Source organism: Kutzneria sp. NPDC051319, assembly GCF_040682195.1.
Classification (GTDB): domain Bacteria; phylum Actinomycetota; class Actinomycetes; order Mycobacteriales; family Pseudonocardiaceae; genus Kutzneria.
In genome coordinates this window covers 87,626-107,126 of record NZ_JBFBAM010000017.1, presented here as the reverse complement: position 1 = coordinate 107,126, position 19,501 = coordinate 87,626, and the positions used below count along the sequence as shown (strand labels likewise).

17 protein-coding genes are annotated in these 19,501 nt (G+C 71.3%); 1 reads left to right on the top strand and 16 read right to left on the bottom strand.

Annotation, left to right across the window (positions count from 1 at the left end; translation table 11 throughout):
• Positions 1–58 precede the first annotated feature (58 nt).
• From AB0M73_RS19715 to ftsZ, 11 genes are all read right to left on the bottom strand, one after another.
• Positions 59–1,540, bottom strand: a complete 1,482-nt coding sequence (locus tag AB0M73_RS19715; protein WP_363892260.1) for a potassium/proton antiporter — start codon at positions 1,538–1,540, stop codon at positions 59–61.
• A gap of 106 nt (positions 1,541–1,646) precedes the next feature.
• Positions 1,647–1,901, bottom strand: coding sequence for a DUF167 domain-containing protein (locus tag AB0M73_RS19710; protein WP_043723094.1), 255 nt, complete (start codon positions 1,899–1,901; stop codon positions 1,647–1,649).
• A gap of 10 nt (positions 1,902–1,911) precedes the next feature.
• A complete protein-coding gene (locus AB0M73_RS19705; RefSeq protein WP_363892257.1) occupies positions 1,912–2,460 on the bottom strand; it encodes a helix-turn-helix domain-containing protein in 549 nt (182 codons plus the stop codon).
• A gap of 123 nt (positions 2,461–2,583) precedes the next feature.
• Entirely contained in the window at positions 2,584–5,700 is a 3,117-nt protein-coding gene (ileS, locus tag AB0M73_RS19700) for an isoleucine--tRNA ligase (protein WP_363892255.1), read from the bottom strand.
• 294 nt (positions 5,701–5,994) lie between these two features.
• On the bottom strand, positions 5,995–6,612 hold the full coding sequence (locus tag AB0M73_RS19695) for a hypothetical protein (RefSeq protein ID WP_363892253.1): 618 nt from the start codon (positions 6,610–6,612) through the stop codon (positions 5,995–5,997).
• 126 nt (positions 6,613–6,738) lie between these two features.
• Positions 6,739–7,542 carry a DivIVA domain-containing protein gene (locus tag AB0M73_RS19690; RefSeq protein ID WP_043723091.1) on the bottom strand — a complete coding sequence of 268 codons (804 nt, stop codon included), beginning with the start codon at positions 7,540–7,542 and terminating at the stop codon, positions 6,739–6,741.
• 70 nt (positions 7,543–7,612) lie between these two features.
• The gene (locus AB0M73_RS19685; protein WP_184866210.1) at positions 7,613–7,909 is read right to left on the bottom strand and encodes a YggT family protein; all 297 of its coding nucleotides are present in this window, start codon (positions 7,907–7,909) and stop codon (positions 7,613–7,615) included.
• Between the two features lie 19 nt (positions 7,910–7,928).
• A complete protein-coding gene (locus tag AB0M73_RS19680) occupies positions 7,929–8,585 on the bottom strand; it encodes a cell division protein SepF (protein ID WP_363892250.1) in 657 nt (218 codons plus the stop codon).
• Between the two features lie 67 nt (positions 8,586–8,652).
• Positions 8,653–9,384, bottom strand: coding sequence for a YggS family pyridoxal phosphate-dependent enzyme (locus AB0M73_RS19675; RefSeq protein ID WP_363892248.1), 732 nt, complete (start codon positions 9,382–9,384; stop codon positions 8,653–8,655).
• Entirely contained in the window at positions 9,381–10,085 is a 705-nt protein-coding gene (gene pgeF, locus AB0M73_RS19670) for a peptidoglycan editing factor PgeF (RefSeq protein ID WP_363892246.1), read from the bottom strand. The genes AB0M73_RS19675 and pgeF overlap by 4 nt, the downstream gene beginning before the upstream one ends.
• Before the next feature lie 130 nt (positions 10,086–10,215).
• Positions 10,216–11,547 carry a cell division protein FtsZ gene (ftsZ, locus tag AB0M73_RS19665; RefSeq protein WP_363892244.1) on the bottom strand — a complete coding sequence of 444 codons (1,332 nt, stop codon included), beginning with the start codon at positions 11,545–11,547 and terminating at the stop codon, positions 10,216–10,218.
• Between the two features lie 437 nt (positions 11,548–11,984).
• Here ftsZ and AB0M73_RS19660 point away from each other — a divergent pair, with 437 nt between their 5' ends.
• Positions 11,985–13,088 (top strand): pyridoxal-phosphate dependent enzyme, encoded by a 1,104-nt coding sequence (locus AB0M73_RS19660; RefSeq protein WP_363892242.1) that lies wholly within the window; start codon positions 11,985–11,987, stop codon positions 13,086–13,088.
• 67 nt (positions 13,089–13,155) lie between these two features.
• Here the strand turns inward: AB0M73_RS19660 and AB0M73_RS19655 are convergent, their stop codons facing one another.
• The 5 genes from AB0M73_RS19655 to murD are packed head-to-tail and all read right to left on the bottom strand — an operon-like array spanning position 13,156 to position 19,499.
• On the bottom strand, positions 13,156–14,235 hold the full coding sequence (locus tag AB0M73_RS19655; protein WP_363892240.1) for an FtsQ-type POTRA domain-containing protein: 1,080 nt from the start codon (positions 14,233–14,235) through the stop codon (positions 13,156–13,158).
• Positions 14,232–15,590 carry a UDP-N-acetylmuramate--L-alanine ligase gene (gene murC / locus AB0M73_RS19650; protein ID WP_363892238.1) on the bottom strand — a complete coding sequence of 453 codons (1,359 nt, stop codon included), beginning with the start codon at positions 15,588–15,590 and terminating at the stop codon, positions 14,232–14,234. Before murC ends, AB0M73_RS19655 begins: the two co-directional genes overlap by 4 nt.
• Positions 15,587–16,669 (bottom strand): undecaprenyldiphospho-muramoylpentapeptide beta-N-acetylglucosaminyltransferase, encoded by a 1,083-nt coding sequence (gene murG / locus AB0M73_RS19645; protein ID WP_363892400.1) that lies wholly within the window; start codon positions 16,667–16,669, stop codon positions 15,587–15,589. Before murG ends, murC begins: the two co-directional genes overlap by 4 nt.
• 14 nt (positions 16,670–16,683) lie before the next feature.
• Positions 16,684–18,138: a putative peptidoglycan glycosyltransferase FtsW gene (locus AB0M73_RS19640; RefSeq protein WP_363892236.1), complete on the bottom strand. Its 1,455-nt coding sequence runs from the start codon at positions 18,136–18,138 to the stop codon at positions 16,684–16,686.
• Complete coding sequence (gene murD / locus AB0M73_RS19635) at positions 18,135–19,499, bottom strand: UDP-N-acetylmuramoyl-L-alanine--D-glutamate ligase (RefSeq protein ID WP_363892234.1); 1,365 nt, start codon at positions 19,497–19,499, stop codon at positions 18,135–18,137. Before murD ends, AB0M73_RS19640 begins: the two co-directional genes overlap by 4 nt.
• Positions 19,500–19,501: the final 2 nt, after the last annotated feature.

The window sequence follows — 19,501 nt, the reverse complement described above, 5'->3', positions numbered from 1 at the left end:
CTCGTAGGTGTGCGCGAAACCGTATTTCGGTGTGTCGGAGAGCGGGACTCGCGGGGGTTCAGTCTCGCCCCGATTCGCCCTTCCAGCGGGCGAAACGGCCTGCGCGGTCGACGGCGCGGATGCGGCGCTCGGTGGCGTCGCGGGCGTCGTCGGTGGCCACGACGAGGAGTTGGTCCTCTTCCTGGAGCCGCGTGGTCGACTTGGGCGTGAAACCGGCCTCGCCACGGACGATGAGGCTGATGGTGGCCCCCACCGGCAGCCGGAGCTCCGAGAGATACACGCCATGGAGCTTGGATCCGGGCTGCACCCGCACCTGCAAGAGCTCGGCGCCCAGGGTGTCCAGCGGCGCGGAGTCGACTTCGATCTCCTGTGTGTCACCGGTTTTGACGAGACCGAGCCATCGGGCGACCAGGGGCAGGGTGCCGCCCTGGATCAACGTCAGCACGACCACGAGCACGAACACCGCGTCGACCAGGTGCTGGGCACCGGGAACGCCCTGGGTCAACGGAATCAGGGCCAGCACGATGGGCACGGCGCCGCGAAGCCCGGACCACGACAGGAAGACCTGTTCCCGCCACTTCACGCGGAACGGGGTCATGGACAGCAGCACGGACAAGGGCCGGGCCAGCAGCAGCAACACGGCCCCGGCGACCAGGGCCGGCACGAGGGCGCTCAGCAGCCGGGCGGGTGAGGCGAACAGGCCCAGCAAGACGAACAGGCCGATCTGGGCCAGCCAGCCGAGTCCCTCGGCGAAGGAGAGGGTGTCGGAACGGTGCGGCAGCCGGGAATTGCCGAGCACCAGGCCGGTGACGTACGTGGCCAGCAGGCCGGAGGCGTGCACGAGGTCACCGAACGCATAGGCCAGCACACACATGGCGACGGTGGCGACGGGATAGAGGCCGGTCGCCGGCAGGGCCGCGCGTCTCAGCCCGAAAGCGCCGAGCCAGCCGACGAGAATGCCGACGGCGGCGCCGATGCCGAGCTCGTAGACGGCGAGCAGCGGCGTGGTCCAGCCCACCGGATCGGCGGCGACGAGCAGCACGACGGCGATGAACACGGGCGCGTCGTTGAGGCCGGATTCCAGCTCCAGCGCGCCGACCAGCCGCTTGGAGACGCCGACCCCGCGCAGCACGCTGAACACGGCGGCGGCGTCGGTGGAGGACAGCACGGCGCCCCACAGCAGGGCCATTCGCCAGTCGAGGCCCAGCAACAGGTGTAACGCGAAGCCGGTGACGGCGATGCTGACCGCGACCGCCACTGTGGACAGTGCGATTCCCTGCCCCAGCGAGCTTTTCACGGCCGACCACCGCGTGGTGAGCCCGCCCTCGGCCAGGATCAGCACCAGCGCGGCGATGCCCAGCGACTGGGTGAGCGCGGCGTTGTCGAAGCGGATCCCGAAGCCGGCCTCGCCGATGAGCAGGCCGATGCCCAGGTACAGCAGGAGCGAGGGCAGACCGAGGCGCACCGATACGCGCACGGCGAACACGGAGAGCAGGAGTACCGCCGCACCTATACCGAGCGCTGTCGAAAGAGTAGGCATCCCACCTCCCGGATGTCACCTGTCGGCATGAACAGTGTGCGTGACGATCACGGAAAAGTACTAATCGGCCACTGTGGATGTCCACAGTGGACACTGCAACTCGGTGTTATCCTAGAAGTTCGCGCAACCGGTCGTAGGCGTCCGGCAGCTCCACGAGTTTGTCCCGGCTGCGCTCGCCGGACACGATGAGCACGTCCTGACGGCGGATCCCGAATGCGCCGGCCAGCGCCTTGCGCACGGCCTCGTTCGCCTTGCCCTCCACGGCCGGCGCGGCGACGGCCACGATCAGCGCCCCGTCGCCCCACACGCCGCCGACGGCCTCCCGCCGCGCACCGGGTTTTACGCGCACAGCGAACTTCACGAATCGAATCCTACGGCGCGGTCAGCAGCCGGAAGGCGTCGCGCGCGTACTCGACGGGATCGCTGATCTCCACGCCGCGCCGCACCATCTGCACGTGTCCGAGCAGAAACGTGTGCATCTGCAGAGCCCGCTCACGGGCGGTGGCGGCGGTGAATCCCAGCTCCGCCAGCCGCGACTCCACGAGCGCGAGCCGCCCATCGCTCAGGCGCCGCATCGCCGCGGCCACCTGCGGGTCGTCGGTCGCGGCGATCATGGCGAACTCGAGATCGTTCTCGGGGCGGTCGACCACCACCCGGCTGAAGATCAGCCACAGCTGCTCCTCCGGCGGCCGTTCGACCGCGGCGAACGCGGCCATACCGCTGAGGATGTCGTCGGTCCACCGGTCCAGCGCCGCCTGTAACAGCGCCTCACGACTGGGAAAGTGCCAGTACGCGCTGCCCTTGGTGGCGCCGAGCCGCTGCGCGAGCGGTTCGACGGCGAGGGCGCTCACGCCCTTCTCGGCAATCATCACGAGGGCGGCTGCGACCCAGTCGTCCTTCGTCCGGCGCTTCCCGGCCACGGGTCCATACGCTACCGTATGGACCCGGGATCCGTACGGCTGCGTACGGAAGTCCCGCGCGAGCCGCAACAGCCGGTGGCGACCCCGGTGCCATGGGGGTGACCGGGGTCGCCACCACCTTTCTCAGGCCTTGACCACCTGCACCGCGACCTCGCCGCCGTCGCCCACCGCGCCGGTCACTCCGCCCTCGACCGCCCCGTACGCCACGGCGTCGGCCAGGGTCTCCGAGGCCAGGAACGCCTCGTGGACGCGCACAGCGGCCACCACGTCGTCGGCCGCCGAGACGGTCAGCGTGATCCGGTCCGACACGTCCAGGCCGGCGTCGCGGCGGGCCTGCTGCACCACGCGGACCACATCCCGCGCGACGCCCTCGGCCGCCAGCTCGTCGGTGACCGCGGTGTCCAGCACGACCAGGCCGGAGCCGCCGGGCAGCGCCGCCGTGGCGGCCGGGTCGGTGGCGACCAGCCGCTGCTCGTACTCGCCGGGCAGCAGGTCGATGCCGGCCGCGGACACCGAGCCGTCCTCGGCGGCGGTCCACTCGCCGGCCTTCACCGCCTTGATCACCTTCTGCACGGCCGCGCCGAGCCGCGGGCCGCAGGCCCTGGCGTTGACCGTGAGCTGGAACTGGCCGTGCGCGGCCACATCCGTGGTCAGCTCGACCGACTTCACGTTGACCTCGTCGCCGATGAGACCGACGAAGGGCCGCAGCGCCTCGGCGTCCGGCGTGGCCACCACGAGCTTGGCCAGCGGCAGCCGCACCCGCAGCTTGTTGGCCTTGCGCAGGGACAGCGCCGCCGAACAGACCTGCCGCACCTCGTCCATGGCCGACACGAGGGCCGCGTCGGCGGGCACCTCGTCGACCTTGGGGAAGTCGGTCAGGTGCACCGACCGGCCGCCGGTCAGGCCGCGCCACACCGATTCCGTGGTCAGCGGCAGCAGCGGCGCCGCCACCCGGCTCACCAGCTCCAGCACCGTGTGCAGGGTGTCGATCGCGTCCTGCTCGCCGGCCCAGAACCGGTCGCGCGAGCGGCGGACGTACCAGTTGGTCAGCACTTCGAGGAAGTCCCGGACGGCGAAGCACGCGCCGGCCAGGTCGTAGTCGTCCAGGGCCGCGGACACCTCGGTCACCAGGTCGTGGGTCTTGGCCAGCACGTACCGGTCGAGCACGTGCTCGCTGTCGACCCGCCAGGCGCCCTGCACGCCGGCCGCGTTGGCGTACAGCGCGAGGAAGTACCAGGAGTTCCACAGCGGCAGCACGGCCTGGCGCACCGAGTCGCGGATGCCGCGTTCGGTGACGACCAGGTTGCCGCCGCGCAGGATGGGGCTGGACATCAGGAACCAGCGCATGGCGTCCGAGCCGTCGCGCTCGAACACCTCGTTGACGTCCGGATAGTTGTTGAGCGACTTGGACATCTTCTGGCCGTCGTCGCCGAGCACGATGCCGTGCGCGATGCAGTTGCGGAACGCCGGCCGGTCGAACAGGGCCGTGGCCAGCACGTGCATGTTGTAGAACCAGCCGCGGGTCTGCGCGCTGTACTCGACGATGAAGTCGCCGGGGTAGTGGTGCTCGAACCAGTCCGTGTTCTCGAACGGGTAGTGGACCTGGGCGAACGGCATCGAGCCGGACTCGAACCAGCAGTCCAGCACCTCGGGCACCCGGCGCATGGTGGACTTGCCGGTCGGGTCGTCCGGGTTGGGCCGGGTCAGCTCGTCGATGACCGGGCGGTGCAGGTCGTTCGGGCGCACGCCGAAGTCCCGCTCCAGCTCGTCCAGCGAGCCGTAGACGTCGGTCCGCGGGTAGGCCGGGTCGTCGGACATCCACACCGGGATCGGCGAGCCCCAGAACCGGTTGCGGGAGATGTTCCAGTCGCGGGCATTGGCCAGCCACTTGCCCATCTGGCCGTCGCGGACGTGGTCGGGCACCCAGTTGATGCCCTGGTTGAGCTCGACCATGCGGTCGCGGAACTTGGTCACCGCGACGAACCAGGACGACACCGCCCGCTGGATCAGCGGCGTGTCGCAGCGCCAGCAGTGCGGGTAGGAGTGGTTGTACGTCTCGTGCCGCAGCAGCACGCCCCGCTCGCGCAGGTCCTTGATGATCTGCTTGCTGGCCTCGAACACCTGCACGTCGGCGTACGGCGGCACGTCGGCGGTGAACCGGCCGCGCGCGTCCACCGGCACCACGGGCTCGATGTCCGCGGCGTCGGTGACGACCTTGTCCTCCTCACCGAAGGCCGGCGCGATGTGCACGAGCCCGGTGCCGTCCTCGGTGGTGACGTAGTCGGCCGGCAGGACCTGGTGCGCGTTGCGCCGCCCGGCGAAGAAGTCGAACACCGGCGTGTAGCGGCGGCCCAGCAGCTCGGTGCCCTTGAAGCGGGCCAGCACTGTCGGCTCCTCGCCCAGCTCGCGGGCGTAGGCGCTCAGGCGGGCCTCGGCCAGCACGTACTTCTCGCCATTGGCCTCGACCGACACGTAGTCGACGTCCGGGTGCACGGCGATGGCCAGGTTGGACGGCAGCGTCCACGGCGTGGTGGTCCAGATCAGCGCCAGCTCGCCGGAGTCGAGGCGCATGCCCACCGTGACGGCCGGGTCCTGCCGGTCGCGGTAGGTGTCGTCCATCTTCGTCTCGGAGTTGGACAGCGGCGTCTCGCAGCGCCAGCAGTACCACAGGACGCGGAAGCCCTCGTAGACAAGACCCTTGTCCCACAAGGTCTTGAACGCCCACATGACGCTTTCCATGTAGTCGAGGTCGAGCGTCTTGTAGTCGTTGTCGAAGTCGACCCAGCGGGCCTGGCGGGTGACGTAGTCGCGCCACTCGTCGGTGTAGCGCAGCACGGAGGTGCGGCAGGCGTCGTTGAACTTGTCGACGCCCAGCGCCTCGATCTCCGCCTTGGACGAGATGCCCAGCTCCTTCTCGGCGCGGACCTCGGCCGGCAGGCCGTGGCAGTCCCAGCCGAAGCGGCGCTCGACGTGCTTGCCGCGCATGGCGTGGTAGCGCGGGACGACGTCCTTGGCGTAGCCGGTCAGTAGGTGGCCGTAGTGCGGCAGGCCGTTGGCGAAGGGCGGGCCGTCGTAGAAGACGTACTCGTTGCTGCCGTTCTCGCCGGCCGGGCGACCGTCCACACTGGCCTGGAAGGTGCGGTCGCTGCCCCAGTAGTCGAGGACCGCGGTCTCCAGCTTGGGGAACGAGGGCTGCGCGGGCACGCCGCCCTCGGTGAACGATTCGAGTGGATAGGCCATCCGTGTTGCTCCTCGCGGTCCCGTCGTCAGTCCTGACGGGGACGACGCACCTTCCGGCGCACCGCGGTACCACCCCGATTGCCGCCGAGGCGGCCACTCGTTTGCGGGCTGTGACGGGCCCACCCGTCCGGTTCTACTGGGGCTCGCGCCCGTTCTTCCGGAGGCTCCCCGGTGATGGCCGGATCAACGCCTGTGCTGTGCCAAGGGTAACGCGGGCTGCCAAATCGCTTCCCGGCCAGTGCCACGTGCGCTTCCCACTTGCGCTCTGACGCCACGGGGGAAGCGCATGTGGCATCACGGGTGGCGGGTGGCGGCGGCGAGGGTGGCGTCGGGGGCGCACACGGCGCAGGGGGTGAAGCCCAGTTGCCGGGCCTCGTTGACCGGCAGCGGGATGGTCGGGCGCTCGCCGACCCAGTCGCAGGCGGCGAGGTGGTAGCGGGGGCGCTCGTCGAGCACGAGCACCTCGTCGGTCAGCTCGGAGACGACCAGCGCGTCGGCCGCGTCGGTGTCCTCCTCGGCCGGTTCCTGCTGATCATCACGATTCGTGCCGATCCGGACACCCCCGGTGGCAACGTCCTCAAGATCACCTGTAGCCTGCGAATCACCCGGTCCACCCTCGTCTTCCTGGGGGTCCGCATCATCGTCGTCACCGCCGTCGACGGTCTTCCCGGCGACAGCCACCCCACCCGTAGACGGGCGCGCGTCGACGCGCCGGCGGCGCTGCCAGTCAACCAGCAGCACCACGGCGCCGACGATGCTGAGCGCGACGGAGCCCCACGCCCACAGGGTCAGGGTGGACACGAGGGCGACCACCAGCAGCGCGAACGCGGCCAGCACGCACAGCAGCACGACGTACAGCAGCCCGGAAGACCTTCCGGAACCGCCGGACGACGCTGTGTTGTTCGACGACACGCAGCGACCCTACGTCAACCCGCCGCTGTCCACGGCGTAATGACGCGTGCTGATTCGGTGGCGCGTGCCATCGCGAGCAGACCCGACCAGCAGGTCTGCCGTCTTTGGAGAAGTGGACCCGACTACTCAGCCGGCTTCGGCGCGGGCGCCGAACGTGTAACCACCGCTCTGGCGTCCCTCGCTGGGGGCGGCCGAGGTGCGGTCGTTGAGTTCGGCCAGCTGCGACTCGAGCAGGCTCTTGAGGCGGGTCCGGTACTCACGCTCCATGGTGCGGAGCATGTCGATCTTCTTCTCCAGCGCGTTCTTCTCCTGGGTGATGTTGCCCATCACCTCGGCGTGCTTGCGCTGCGCGTCGCGGTCCAGCGCCGCGGCCTTCTCCCTGGCGTTGCGCTCCAGGGTCTCGGACCGGGTCCTGGCGTCGTTGAGCATGGTCTCGGCGCGCGTGCGCGCCTCGTTGACCATGGTGTCGGCCTTCGCCCGCGCCTCGGAGAGCAGCTGCTCGGACTTGGTGCGGGCCTCGGCCAGCATCGAGTCCGCCTCGCCCTTGGCCTCACCGGTGAGCCGGTCGGCCATCTCCTGGGCGAGACCCAGGACCTTGGCCGCCTGCACGTGGTGGTCGCCACCGGGCGTGGTCTGCTCCATCACCGACGGCGGCGGGACGGAAGCGAGGCGACGGGGTTCCTCGCGGCCCGGCATCGGGCCGGAGCCCACCTTGCTCCGAGCGTCGTCCAGGTCGGCGCGCGCGGCCTCCAGCTGGGAGTCCAGCTGCTCGACCTGGGCGCGCAGGTCGGAGTTCTCCTCGATCAGACGGGCCAGCTCGCCCTCAACCAGGTCGAGGAAGGCGTCAACCTCGTCCTCGTTGTAGCCCCGCTTCCCGATAGGAGGCTTGCTGAACGCGACGTTGTGCACGTCAGCGGGGGTCAACGGCATCAGATCACCTCACGGCAGTCACGACCGCAGCAGCGCCGGGATCCCCGTCACCCGGGCTGCGACAGCCGCATCAGGATGTATGCGTCAGTTGCAGACTCAGTTGCATCAGTATGTACACAACCAGGAACACGACCATAATCGATAGGTCCAGCCCGACGCCCCCGATTCGTACCATCGGTATCACGCGACGGGCCAACCGGACCGGGGGGTCTGTCACTGTGTAGATGGTCTCCAGCGTGACCGCAACCCCACCGGCTGGCCGCCACTCCCGGGAGAACGCCCGGACGTACTCCACGACCAGGCGGGCCGAGAGCAGCAGCCAGAAGAAGAACAGCACGTAGTAGACGACCACGAAGACCGGTTGCACGCCACCACTGTGCCATCCGTCATGACTTGGGGAGGAAGCCACCCTCCGCGAGGCGCCTGCGGTCCTCGGCGGTCACGTCGGTGTTCGGCGGTGAGAGAAGGAACACCTTGTTGGTGACCTTGTCCATGCTGCCCCGCAGGGCGAAGGCCAGCCCGGCCGCGAAGTCGACGAGTCGCTTGGCGTCCGCGTTGTCCATGTCGGTCAGGTTGATGATCACCGGCGTGCCGTCCCGGTAGTGCTCGCCGATGGTCCGCGCCTCGGTGTAGCTGCGCGGATGCAGGGTGATGATCTTGGCCAAGGGGTGTGCCACCGGATCCTGGGCCGGTCGCAGGCGCGTGACCGGCTCGTGCTTGGGCTCGACCGCGAGCGCGCCGTGGGTCGGCGCCTCGGTCGCCCAGCTGCGGCGGCCACGGGGCCGGTCCTCGGGCAGCTCGTAGCCGTCCTCGTCGTAATCGGCGCGGTAGGACGAGCGGGCCGACAGCACGCTGTCGGACGAGCGTCGCCGACCGCTCGGGTAGCGATCGTAGTCGGCTCCGAGGGCGGAACGATCATCGCGGTTGCGGTCGTCGTAGTCGTCCCGGTAGTCGGCGACGTAGCGACCGTCCTCGTCGTAGCCGTCGAGGTCTTCGGCCGGCACCATCCCGAAGTAGGCCTTCAGCTTCTGAAGCGCACTCATGCCAGCCCTTCCTCCGCGACTCCCCGACGACCTGGACGCGCGGCGACGCGCCCTGGTTCCCCGCCGCCTACGGCGAGGCTAGACCTCTGTACCCCAACAGGCCCGTTCCGACACGCACGCACGTAGATCCCTGTCCGATCGCCGCAGCTAGATCGCCCGTCATGCCGGCGGAGAGCTCGACCGCCGTCGGATGATCGGCCCGAACCCTCGCTGCTGCCTTGGACAGGAGTTCGAAGGCCGCCGCTGGATCCATCGACAATGGTGCGACTCCCATCACACCGCGCAAGATCAGTTCACTCGATCGGCCTATCTCGTCGGCCAGCTCCATGAGTCCGGACAGCGCAACGCCACCGCGCTCGGTGTCACCGTCCAGGCTGGCCTGGATCAGCACGCTGAGCGGCTTCGAGCGGGTCCCCCTGGTCCGGGCCCCCGCGACGGCCTTGGCGAGCGCAGCGGCCAGCCTGGGCGAGTCCACGGACTGGGCCTCGTCCGCCCAGCCCACGATAGAGCGAGCCTTGTTGCGCTGCATCCGGCCCACCATGTGCCACCGGACGGGCGTGTCCGGCAGCCCCAGCGCCACCTCCGCGGCCTTGGGGGCCGCCTCCTGGTCCCGGTTCTCGGCGAAGTCGGTGACGCCCAGGCCGGCCAGCAGGATGGCGTCGGAGGCCGGGAAGGTCTTGGTGACGGCGAGCAGCTTCACCTCATCGGTGGACCGCCCGGCGGCCCGGCAGGCGTCGGCGATCTGCTCCCGCACGGCCGCCAGGTTCTCGGCGATCTGCCGGCGGCGCTCCTCGGTCATGCCTCGATCCAGGTCACGGCGGCCAGCCGGCCGGTCTTGCCGTCCCGGCGGTGGCTGAACAGGGTCTTGTCCTCGACCGTGCAGCGCGGGTCCACGCCGACCTTGGCCACGCCCAGCCCGGCCAGCTGGTTCCACAGGCCGGCCCGCAGGTCCAGGGCCGGCGTGCCCTTGCGGGACTTGGCGGCGCTGCCCGGCAGGTGCGCCTCGACGTCGTCCCGCATCGCGGCCGGCACCTCGTAGCACTCGCCGCAGACGCTCGGGCCCAGCAGCACCTCGATCCGGTCGGCCTTGGCGCCGGCCTCGACCATGGCGTTCACGGCCGCCGGCACCACACCGACCCGTGCCCCCACGCGGCCCGCGTGCACGGCGGCGATCACGCCGTTGTCGGGATCGGCCAGCAGCACCGGCACGCAGTCGGCCACCAGCGCCACCAGCGCCAGGCCCGGCCGGTTGGTGACCAGGGCGTCCGTCGCCTCGGCCGGGGCGTCGAGCGGGCCGTCCACCGTCGTGACGGTCCGGCCGTGCACCTGCTCCATCCACACCAGGCGGTCGGCGCTCAGGCCCACGCCCTCGGCCAGGCGGTCGCGGTTGGCCCGCACCGCCACCGGGTCGTCGCCGACGTGATCACCCAGGTTGAACGACTCGTAGGGGGCTGCGGACCGGCCACCGGCCCTGGTCGTGACGACTCGACGAACACGCATGCCGTTGATTCTCCCCGCCCGCCCCTACAACGACGTGAGTGGCTCACTTCGCGTTTTGCCCCCACCTGAGTGGCTCAGGTGGGCCCTGACGCGAAATGAGCCACTCACGTGGCTAAGAAGTGAGGTTGGGTCAGCGCCGCATGAAGGGGGGCACGTCTACCTCGTCGTCGGGGTCCTCGGGCAGCGGGACGCCGCGGGAGGGGAGCGAGCCGGGGCGCTCCGTCGAGTAGCCGTTGCCCTGGGTGGGGCGGCTGACCGGCGGCAGGCCGGAGTTGCCCTGGCCCACGGTGTTCTGCGGCTGGTAGCCCGTGTTGGCCGGCGGCACCGCGGTGTAGCCGTTGGACGGCTGCGGGGTGTGCGTCACGGGCGGCGCGTGGTGCTCCACGGGTGGCGGCGTGTACTGCTGGGCTTGCGGTTGCGGCGAGCTGATCTGGCCGGACTCGGCGACGGCGGTGGCCGTGGTCGACCTCGGGGGCGAGGTCAGCGCCGTTGGCTCCAGCTTCTTGTGCGTCGGCCCGCCACTGTCAAAACCCGCCGCGATCACGGTGACCCGAACCTCGTCGCCGAGCGAGTCGTCGATGACCGTGCCGAAGATGATGTTGGCGTCCGGGTGCGCGGCCTCCTGGACCAGCGACGCGGACTCGTTGATCTCGAACAGGCCCAGGTCGGAGCCGCCGGCGATGGCCAGCAGCACGCCGTGCGCGCCGTCCATGGACGCCTCCAGCAGGGGCGAGTTGATCGCCTTCTGCGCGGCCTGCACCGCCCGGCCCTCGCCCCGCGCCGAGCCGATGCCCATGAGGGCGCTGCCGGCCCCGGACATGACGCTCTTGACGTCGGCGAAGTCCAGGTTGATCAGACCCGGCGTGGTGATCAGGTCGGTGATGCCCTGGACGCCGGACAGCAGCACCTCGTCCGCGGAGCGGAAGGCGTCCATCAGGCTCACGCCCACGTCGCCGAGCTGGAGCAGCCGGTCGTTGGGAATGACGATCAGGGTGTCGCACTCGTTGCGCAGCTGGGTGATGCCGTCGTCGGCCTGCTTCGCGCGGCGCTTGCCCTCGAAGCTGAACGGCCGCGTGACCACGCCGATGGTGAGCGCGCCGAGCTTGCGGGCGATGGAGGCGACCACCGGCGCGCCGCCGGTGCCCGTGCCGCCGCCCTCGCCGGCCGTCACGAAGACCATGTCGGCCCCCTTGATGACCTCTTCGATCTCCTCGCGGTGGTCCTCGGCGGCCTTGTGACCGACCTCGGGGTTGGCGCCCGCGCCGAGGCCTCGGGTCAGCTCGCGGCCGATGTCCAGCTTGACGTCCGCGTCGGACATCAGCAGGGCCTGCGCGTCGGTGTTCACCGCGATGAACTCGACGCCCTTGAGCCCGACCTCGATCATGCGGTTGACGGCGTTGACGCCGCCGCCGCCGATGCCGACGACCTTGATCACCGCGAGGTAGTTGTGCGGGGGCGTCATCGGATCCGCCTTCCTGATCGTGGTACTCGAGCTCTCGTCCTGCGGTGGTCACCCTCCCGTCCTGGCCGCCCCCGGCCAGGCTCCGGTTTAACTCTCGACCTCAACCAGAGGCTTCGAGTTATGTCAACCCCGACATTGGGGTGGACGGTATGCACCGCAGGTGCGACGGTCCAGCAGCCACGCCGAACACGGACCCAGGTCTTCGACGGCCGAGTCGGCCGCACCTCTTTCAGGCATGTCCCCGAGTACGGCATCCACGCCGAACCACGCAATGCAGAGCGTAGTCTGTGCGGCCGTCACCCGTGTGGCGTGGGGCGATGTCCGGCGCGTTCCCGGACATCGGGGCCTCACTTGTGGAATAAGGCGCGGCGGCCCCGTTGACGGAGATCACCTCCGACCCGGCCGCGGTCACGCTGGGTAGCCACTACGGTGAAGCCGTGACTGGTCCTGTGCGCGTGTGCCCCGAGTGCGGTCGACAGTTCGAGTTCACCGATCCGGCGTGGCGCTGCTGTGGCGTGCCGATGCGGCTGGCCGCGCCGCCCGCGGCGCCCGTGCCGCTGGCCGAGTTGGCCGGCCGTCCCCTGACGACCTGGCGATACGGCGAGGCCCTCGGCGTGCCGGCGCAGCTGTGGCAGACGGCCACGCTCGGTGAGGGAATCACGCCACTGTTGTCCGCCGGCGACGGCATTTCCGTCAAGGTCGAGTACGCCAGCCCGACCCTGTCGTTCAAGGACCGCGGCGTGGTCCTGCTGCTGGCGCAGGCCTTGGCTGCCGGGGCGTCGAAGGTGATCGCCGACTCCAGCGGAAACGCCGGCACCGCGGTCGCGGCCTACTCGGCCCGGGTCGGTCTGCCAGCCGAGATCTTCGTGCCGGAGTCCACCTCGCCGAAGAAGATCGCCCAGGTCAGGGCGCACGGCGCGGTCATCAACCTGGTGCCCGGCAACCGCGAGGCGACCGCCGCCGCGGCCATCGCGGCCGTGGAGCAGGGCGACGCGTTCTACGCGAGCCACGTCTACAACCCGGTGTTCCACCTCGGCACCGCGACGTACGCGTTCGAGGTCTGGGAGCAGTTGGGCGGCCGGCTGCCCGACACCTTCGTGCTGCCGGTGGGGAACGGGACTTTGGTGCTCGGAGTCACCCGAGCGGTGGCAGGGTTGCTCGCCGCCGGGCTGATCCCGTCGGCCCCTCGCATCGTGGCCGTACAGGCAGCGAACTGTGCACCCTTGGCTGCCGCTCGGCGCGCGGGTTCGGCCCAGCCGCTCCCGGTGGAGGCTTCCGCCACCATCGCCGAGGGGATCGCCATCTCGGCGCCGGCTCGGGGGGCGGAGATTCTGGCGGCGGTGGACGAGTTCGCGACGGTGACCGAGGAGCAGGTGCTGGCCGGACGGTCGGAGCTGGCCCGGAAGGGTTGGTACGTCGAGGACACCGCGGCGGTGTGCTGGGCGGCGGCCCGGGCGGCCGGCGATAGGTGGGGCGAGGTTGTGGTGCCGCTGTCGGGCGCCGGCCTGAAGACCGGCTGGACCCCGGCGAGTCCCGCTTAGCGGCACACCGAATGTGTGAATCGGTTTCACACATTCGGTGTGCCTGTGGGCGGGACTCGCGGGGGTGTCAGGGGTTGGAGATGGTGGCCAGTTGGGGGCTGGAGACGTCGTAGACCTTGCCGGGCTGGGACATCAGGGCGGCGAGGACGGCGGCCTTGCGGGGGGAGTCGGCGGTGCCGCCCCAGCGGACCTGGCGGCCGGCGGACAGGGCCAGGACGACCGAGTTGGGGGACTTGGCGGACACGGAGAGGACCTCGGCGCGGATCTTGTCGGGCACGGCCATGAGCACCTGGACGACGGCGACGGCGGTCGGGTCGGTGATGGCGGAGCTGGTCAGCTGCAGCTCGGGCAGGCCGGCGGGGGCCGAGGGGACGGTGGCGAAGTCCTTGGCGGTGTGGTCGATCAGGTGCGCGCCGCCGGGAGTCTTGATCACACCGACGGCGACGCGCTCGGCGACGTCGATGCGGACGGTGGCGGGCCAGGACCGGGAGACGTTGACGGAGGCGACCCGGTTGAGGGCGGCGACCCGGTCGCGGATGGCGGCCAGGTCGATGGTCAGCATGGGATTGCCCGACGGCACGGCGGCGGCGTCGAGGACCTGGGGCTTGGTGAGGTCCTTGGTGCCCAGCACCTCCACGGACCGCACGCCGAGCAGGGGCGTGAAGTAGACGCCGTACAGCAGCCCGAGCGTGCCGAACACGACCACGAGGGCGACGATGCGGCGGCGGATGATCTTGCCGCGGCGGGGGTCGCGACGGCGAGAACGGGTGCGGGTGGTGCGCCGGGCCCGGTCGGAGACGACGCGCTCGCCGCTGGAACGCTCGGAGGAGGAACGGGTGGAACCGCCCCGGCCGGGGCGGGCGCCGCCGGAGCCGACCCGGCCCGAGCGAGACCGGTCCGCCTGCGAGTCCCGCGAACCGGCCCGAGCGGAGTCGGGCCGCGGGTCGACGCCGGCTCGCGAGGAACCCGACCGATCAGCGCCGCCACGATCCGAGCGGGCGTCCCCAGAACCGGACTGCCCCGAACCGGCCCGCCCCGAGCCCGAGCGGCCCGGCTCCGGCCGGCCGGAGCCGGGAGCGCCGGAGGCGGGCACGTCGGAGCCCGCCCCGGGGTCGGGGCGGCGGCGGGTCGGGTCCTCTTCGCTCACAGGGCCGCGAGGATCTCGGGACCGAGCATGGTCACGTCGCCGGCGCCCATGGTCAGCACCAGGTCCCCGGGCTTGACGACACCGGCGATCAGCGCCGGGATCCGGTCGAACGACGGCTCGTAGTGCACGGCCCCCTCGGGCAGGCGCACGGCGTCGGCGACCAGAACCCCGGTCACACCGGGCATGGGGTCCTCGCGAGCGCCGTAGACGTCCAGCACCACAACCTCGTCGGCCAGGCCGAGGGCCTCGCCGAACTGGGTGGAGAACTCCCGGGTCCGCGAGTACAGGTGCGGCTGGAAGATCACCAGCAGCCGGCCGTCGCCGGCCACCGGCCGGGCGGCCTTGAGAGCGGCGGCGACCTCGGTGGGGTGGTGCGCGTAGTCGTCGTACAGGCGAACGCCGCTGACGACGCCCTTGAACTCGAACCGCCGCCGCACACCGCCGAAGGCGGCGAGCCCGGCCAGCAACCCCTCCAACGGAGCGCCGAGCTCCAGGCCGGCCAGCAGTGCGGCGACGGCGTTGGAAGCCATGTGCGCGCCGGGAACGGCGGTGTGGACCTCGACCTGGGCGCCCTCGATCTCCACGACGGCCAGGCCACCGGTCTCCACCGGCTCGTACGACAGGATCCGCGCGTCGGGGCCGTCGGCGCCGTAGCGCCGGACCCGCACGCCGAGCTTCTCCGCACGGTCGGCCAAAGCCGCCGAGCCCGGGTCGTCGGAGCACGCGATCAGCACGCCGTCGGGCTCGATGCGCTGCACGAAGGAGTCGAAGACCCCCACGTACGCCTCGACGGTGCCGTGGTGGTCCAGGTGATCGGCCTCGACGTTGGTGACGACCGCGACCGACGGCGAGAACACCAGGAAGGAGCCGTCGCTCTCGTCGGCCTCGGCCACGAACACGTCGCCGCTGCCGTGGTGCGCGTTGGCCCCGGACTCGTTGAGGTCGCCGCCGATGGCGAAGGACGGGTCGACGCCGCAGTGCTGCAACGCCACCGTGAGCATGGACGTGGTGGACGTCTTGCCGTGCGTGCCGGCGATGCACGCGGCACGGCGGCCGACCATCAGCGACGCCAGCGCCTGCGACCGGTGCAGCACGGTGATGCCGCGCGCCTTCGCCTCGACCAGCTCCGGGTTGTCCTGCTTGATGGCGGTGGAGATCACGAGCGTCTGCGCGTTGCCGAGATGCGACGCCGCGTGCCCCAGCTCGATGCGCGCGCCCTGGGCCCGCAGCGCGAGCACGGTGCGCGAGTCCTTGGCGTCCGAGCCGGACACCTCGACGCCGCGAGCCAGCAGGATGCGGGCGATGCCGCTCATGCCGGCACCGCCGATGCCGACGAAGTGGATGGGAGGGATCACTTGTTCACCACCGAGAGAACCATCTGCGCCAACACGTCCGCGGCGACGCGGTGACCGCCGGAGCGGGCGGCGTTGCTCATCACGGCCAACCGCGTGCGGTCGCCGACCAGCGGCAGCACTTCCTCGACGACCCGCTCGGGCGTGAGCTCCTCGTCCGGGATGAGCAGGCCGCCGCCGGCTTCCACGATGGGCAGCGCGTTGAGCGACTGCTCGCCGTTGCCGTGCGGCAGCGGCACGAACACCGCCGGCAGCCCGACCGCGGACACCTCGGCCACGGTCATCGCGCCGGAGCGGCACAGCATCAGGTCGGCGGCCGCGTAGGCGAGGTCCATCCGCTCCACGTACGGCACCGCCACGTACGGCGGCGCGCCCGGCACCTGCTGCACCACGAGCGAGTTCTTGGGGCCGTGGGCATGCAGCACGCTCACGCCGGCGCGCGCGAACGCGGCGGCGGCGTTGGACACGGCGTTGTTCAGCGACCGGGCACCCTGCGAGCCACCGGAGACGAACAGCACCGGGGCGGTCGGGTGAAGCCCGAAGTACTGGCGGGCCTGCGCGCGCAGCGCCGCGCGGTCCATGGACGTGATCGAGTAGCGCAGCGGGATGCCGATCACCTGCGCGTCCGGCAGCCCGGACCCGGGCACGGCGGCGGCGACCTTGGCGGCGAACTTCGCGCCCACCTTGTTGGCCAGGCCCGCGCGGGCGTTGGCCTCGTGCACGACGATCGGCACCTTGCCGCGGGCGGCCAGGTAGGCCGGCAGCGACACGTAGCCGCCGAAACCGACGACCACGTCCGCGCCGACCCGGTCCAGCACGGCCCTGGTCTGCTTGATCGCGTCCCGGACCTTGAGCGGCATCTTGAGCAGGTCGGGCGAGGGCTTACGGGGCATCGGCACCGGCGGGATCATCTCCAGCGGGTAGCCGCGGGCCGGCACGATCTTGCTCTCCAGGCCGCGCGCGGTGCCCAGCGCGACCACCCGGGCGTCGGGCCGGGCGCGCATCACGGCGTCGGCCAGCGCCAGCGCCGGCTCGATGTGTCCGGCGGTGCCGCCGCCCGCGACGACAACGCAGGGGCCCATCCGGTCTGGGGCGGTCAACGCCGTCCTCCTTCTGTCGAACGTCCGTGTCCGGAGTGCCAGGCGCTCCGTCGCCGGTATTCGGTCGGCGGCGCAGAGCGGTGCACCCGTCGCCGCTCCTCGGGCGAGGGCACGGCGGCCCGGCTGCCACCGGTGCGCGCGGCTCCGCGCGGCGGTGTCGATGGTCGCACCGGTTTGCGCCGGGCCGGCGGCCGGTACGGCTCGGGCGCCGGCAGGCGCAGCAGGCCGCCGACCCGGCCGGGGCCGAGCGAGCGCAGCGCCGCCACCGCGTCCGGCTCGTTGCGGGCGCAGTTGGCGAGGATCCCGAACGCCATCATGGTTATCACGATTGACGTGCCGCCCGCCGAGATGAGCGGCAGTGTGATGCCCGTGACGGGAAGCAACCCGATGACGTAGCCGACGTTGATGGCGGCCTGGCCGACGATCCACGCGGTCAGCGCGGAGGCCACCAGCCGGATCCACGGGTCGGTGTTGCGGGCGGCGATGCGCAGGCCGACGACGGCGAGCATGGCGAACAGCCCGAGCACCACGATCGCGCCGATGAAGCCGAGCTCCTCGCCGATGAGGGCGAAGATGAAGTCGTTCTGCACGTTGGACAGGTAGTCGAACTTGGCCGCGCCCTGCCCGAGGCCGCGGCCGAACAGGCCGCCGTCGGCCAGCGCGTACAACGCCTGCAGCGGCTGCTGACCGGCGCCGAGCGGGTCCGAGCCCGGGTTGAGGAAGACAGAGAGGCGGTCGTTGCGGTAGCCGCTGCCGATCGAGGACACGATCACCGCGGCGGTGGCACTGGTCAGCACGACCGCGAACAGCCGGGCCGGCGCGCCGACGTACCAGAGCAGGGCCAGCAGCACGATGCCCAGGCTCACGGTGCTGCCCAGGTCGGGCTGCAACATGATCAGCGCGAACAGCACCATGGACACCGGCACCAGCGGCACCAGCAGGTGCCGGTACTGGCTCAGCAGGGCGCGCTTGGTGACGAGCACGTGCGCGCCCCACAGCGCCAGCGCCACCTTGGCCAGCTCGACCGGTTGGAACGACAGCGAGCCCAGCGTGAACCAGGAGTGCTCACGGCCGTTGGCGCCGGAGCCCAGCGGCGTCAGCACCAACGCCAGCAGGCCGCCGGCGATCAGCAGCAGGGTGGGGCTGAACTGGCGCAGCCAGCGCAGCGGGACGCGCAGCCCGAGGTAGAACCCGATCAGGCCCAACGAGTCCAGCAGCATCGGCTTGCCGAAGCTGGACAGCGTGGTCTTCTGCGCGTCCTGCACCGCCGACGCGGACAGCACCATCACCAGGCCGATCACCGCCAGCAGGCCGAACACGGCCAGCAGCAGGTGGAACGACGCCAGTGGGCGGCTCAGCCACGCGGTCAGGCCCTGCCGCACGCCGGCCAGCAGGCCGCCCTTGGCCTTGCGGCGGGACGAGCGGGCCGGCCGTTCCACGGACGCGGTCATGTCGGCAGCCCGAGACGGTTCAGCACCGCCTCGGCGAATGCCCGCCCCCGATGCCCGTAGTCGGTGAACATGTCCATGGACGCCGCCGCCGGCGCCAACAGCACGACATCACCCGGACGTGCGATAGCGCCGGCCAGGTCAACCGCTCTGGTCATGGCGTCATCGTCTCCCGAGGCCACCTGGGTGACCGGGACATCCGGCGCGTGTCGCGCCAGCGCGGCCGCGATCACGTCGCGGTCCTGCCCGATCAGCACCACCCCGGCCAGCCGTGGCGCGGCCTCGGCCACCAGGTCGTCCACGGAGGCGCCCTTGAGCAGGCCGCCGGCGATCCAGACCACCCGGTCGTGGGCGCGGATGGAGGCCGCCGCGGCGTGCGGGTTGGTCGCCTTCGAGTCGTTCACGTAGGTGATGCCGGCCAGCTCGGCGACCACGGCGGCGCGGTGGGCCGCCGGCCGATAGGCCCGCAGCCCGTCTCGCACGGCCTGTGCCGGCACGCCGTAGGCCCGGGCCACCGCCGCCGCCACGAGGGCGTCGGTCAGGCCGGGCGGGCCGCCGGGGGTGACCTCGGCGGCGTCGATGAGGTCCTCGGCGCCGAAGGCGCGGTCGACCAGCTTGCCGGCCTCGATACCGAGCTGGTCCTCGATCGGCTCGTCCAGCGTGACGCCGACCTTGCGCGGGGCCGGGGAGTTGATCAGCAGCTTGGCCACGTACGGGTCGTCGACGCCGCCGATGGCCACGGCGCCGGTCAGGGCCCGGGCCTTGGCCTGCGCGTAGGCCTCCAGCGAGCCGTGCCAGTCCAGGTGGTCCTCGGCGATGTTGAGCAGCGCCCCGACGGCCGGGCGGACCGAGGGCGCCCAGTGCAGCTGGAAGCTCGACAGCTCCACGGCCAGCACCTTCGGGTTGCCCTCCAACGCCTCCAGCACCGGCAGGCCGATGTTTCCGCAGGCCACCGCGTCCAGGCCGGCCGCCTTGAGTATCGACTCCAGCATGCCGACGGTGGTGGTCTTGCCGTTCGTGCCGGTGACGACCAGCCAGGCCGGCGGCTCGGCCATCGGCCCACTCGATTGACGCCGTCGCTGGCACAGCCGCCAGGCCAGCTCGACGTCGCCGATGACCTCGATGCCGGCCTCGGCCGCCGCCACCAGCAGCGGCGCGGTCGGCTTCCAGCCCGGGGCCGTGACCACGAGGTCGGTGCCGGCCGGCGGCTCGGTCAGGCCGGCGATCAACTCGACATCGTCCTGGGCCAGCTTGGCCAGGCGATCGGCGTTGCCGTCGGTGACCGTGACATGCGCGCCGTCACGCAGCAGCGCGCGCACCACCGAGGGACCGGTGACACCGGCCCCCGCGACCAGAACCCGCATGC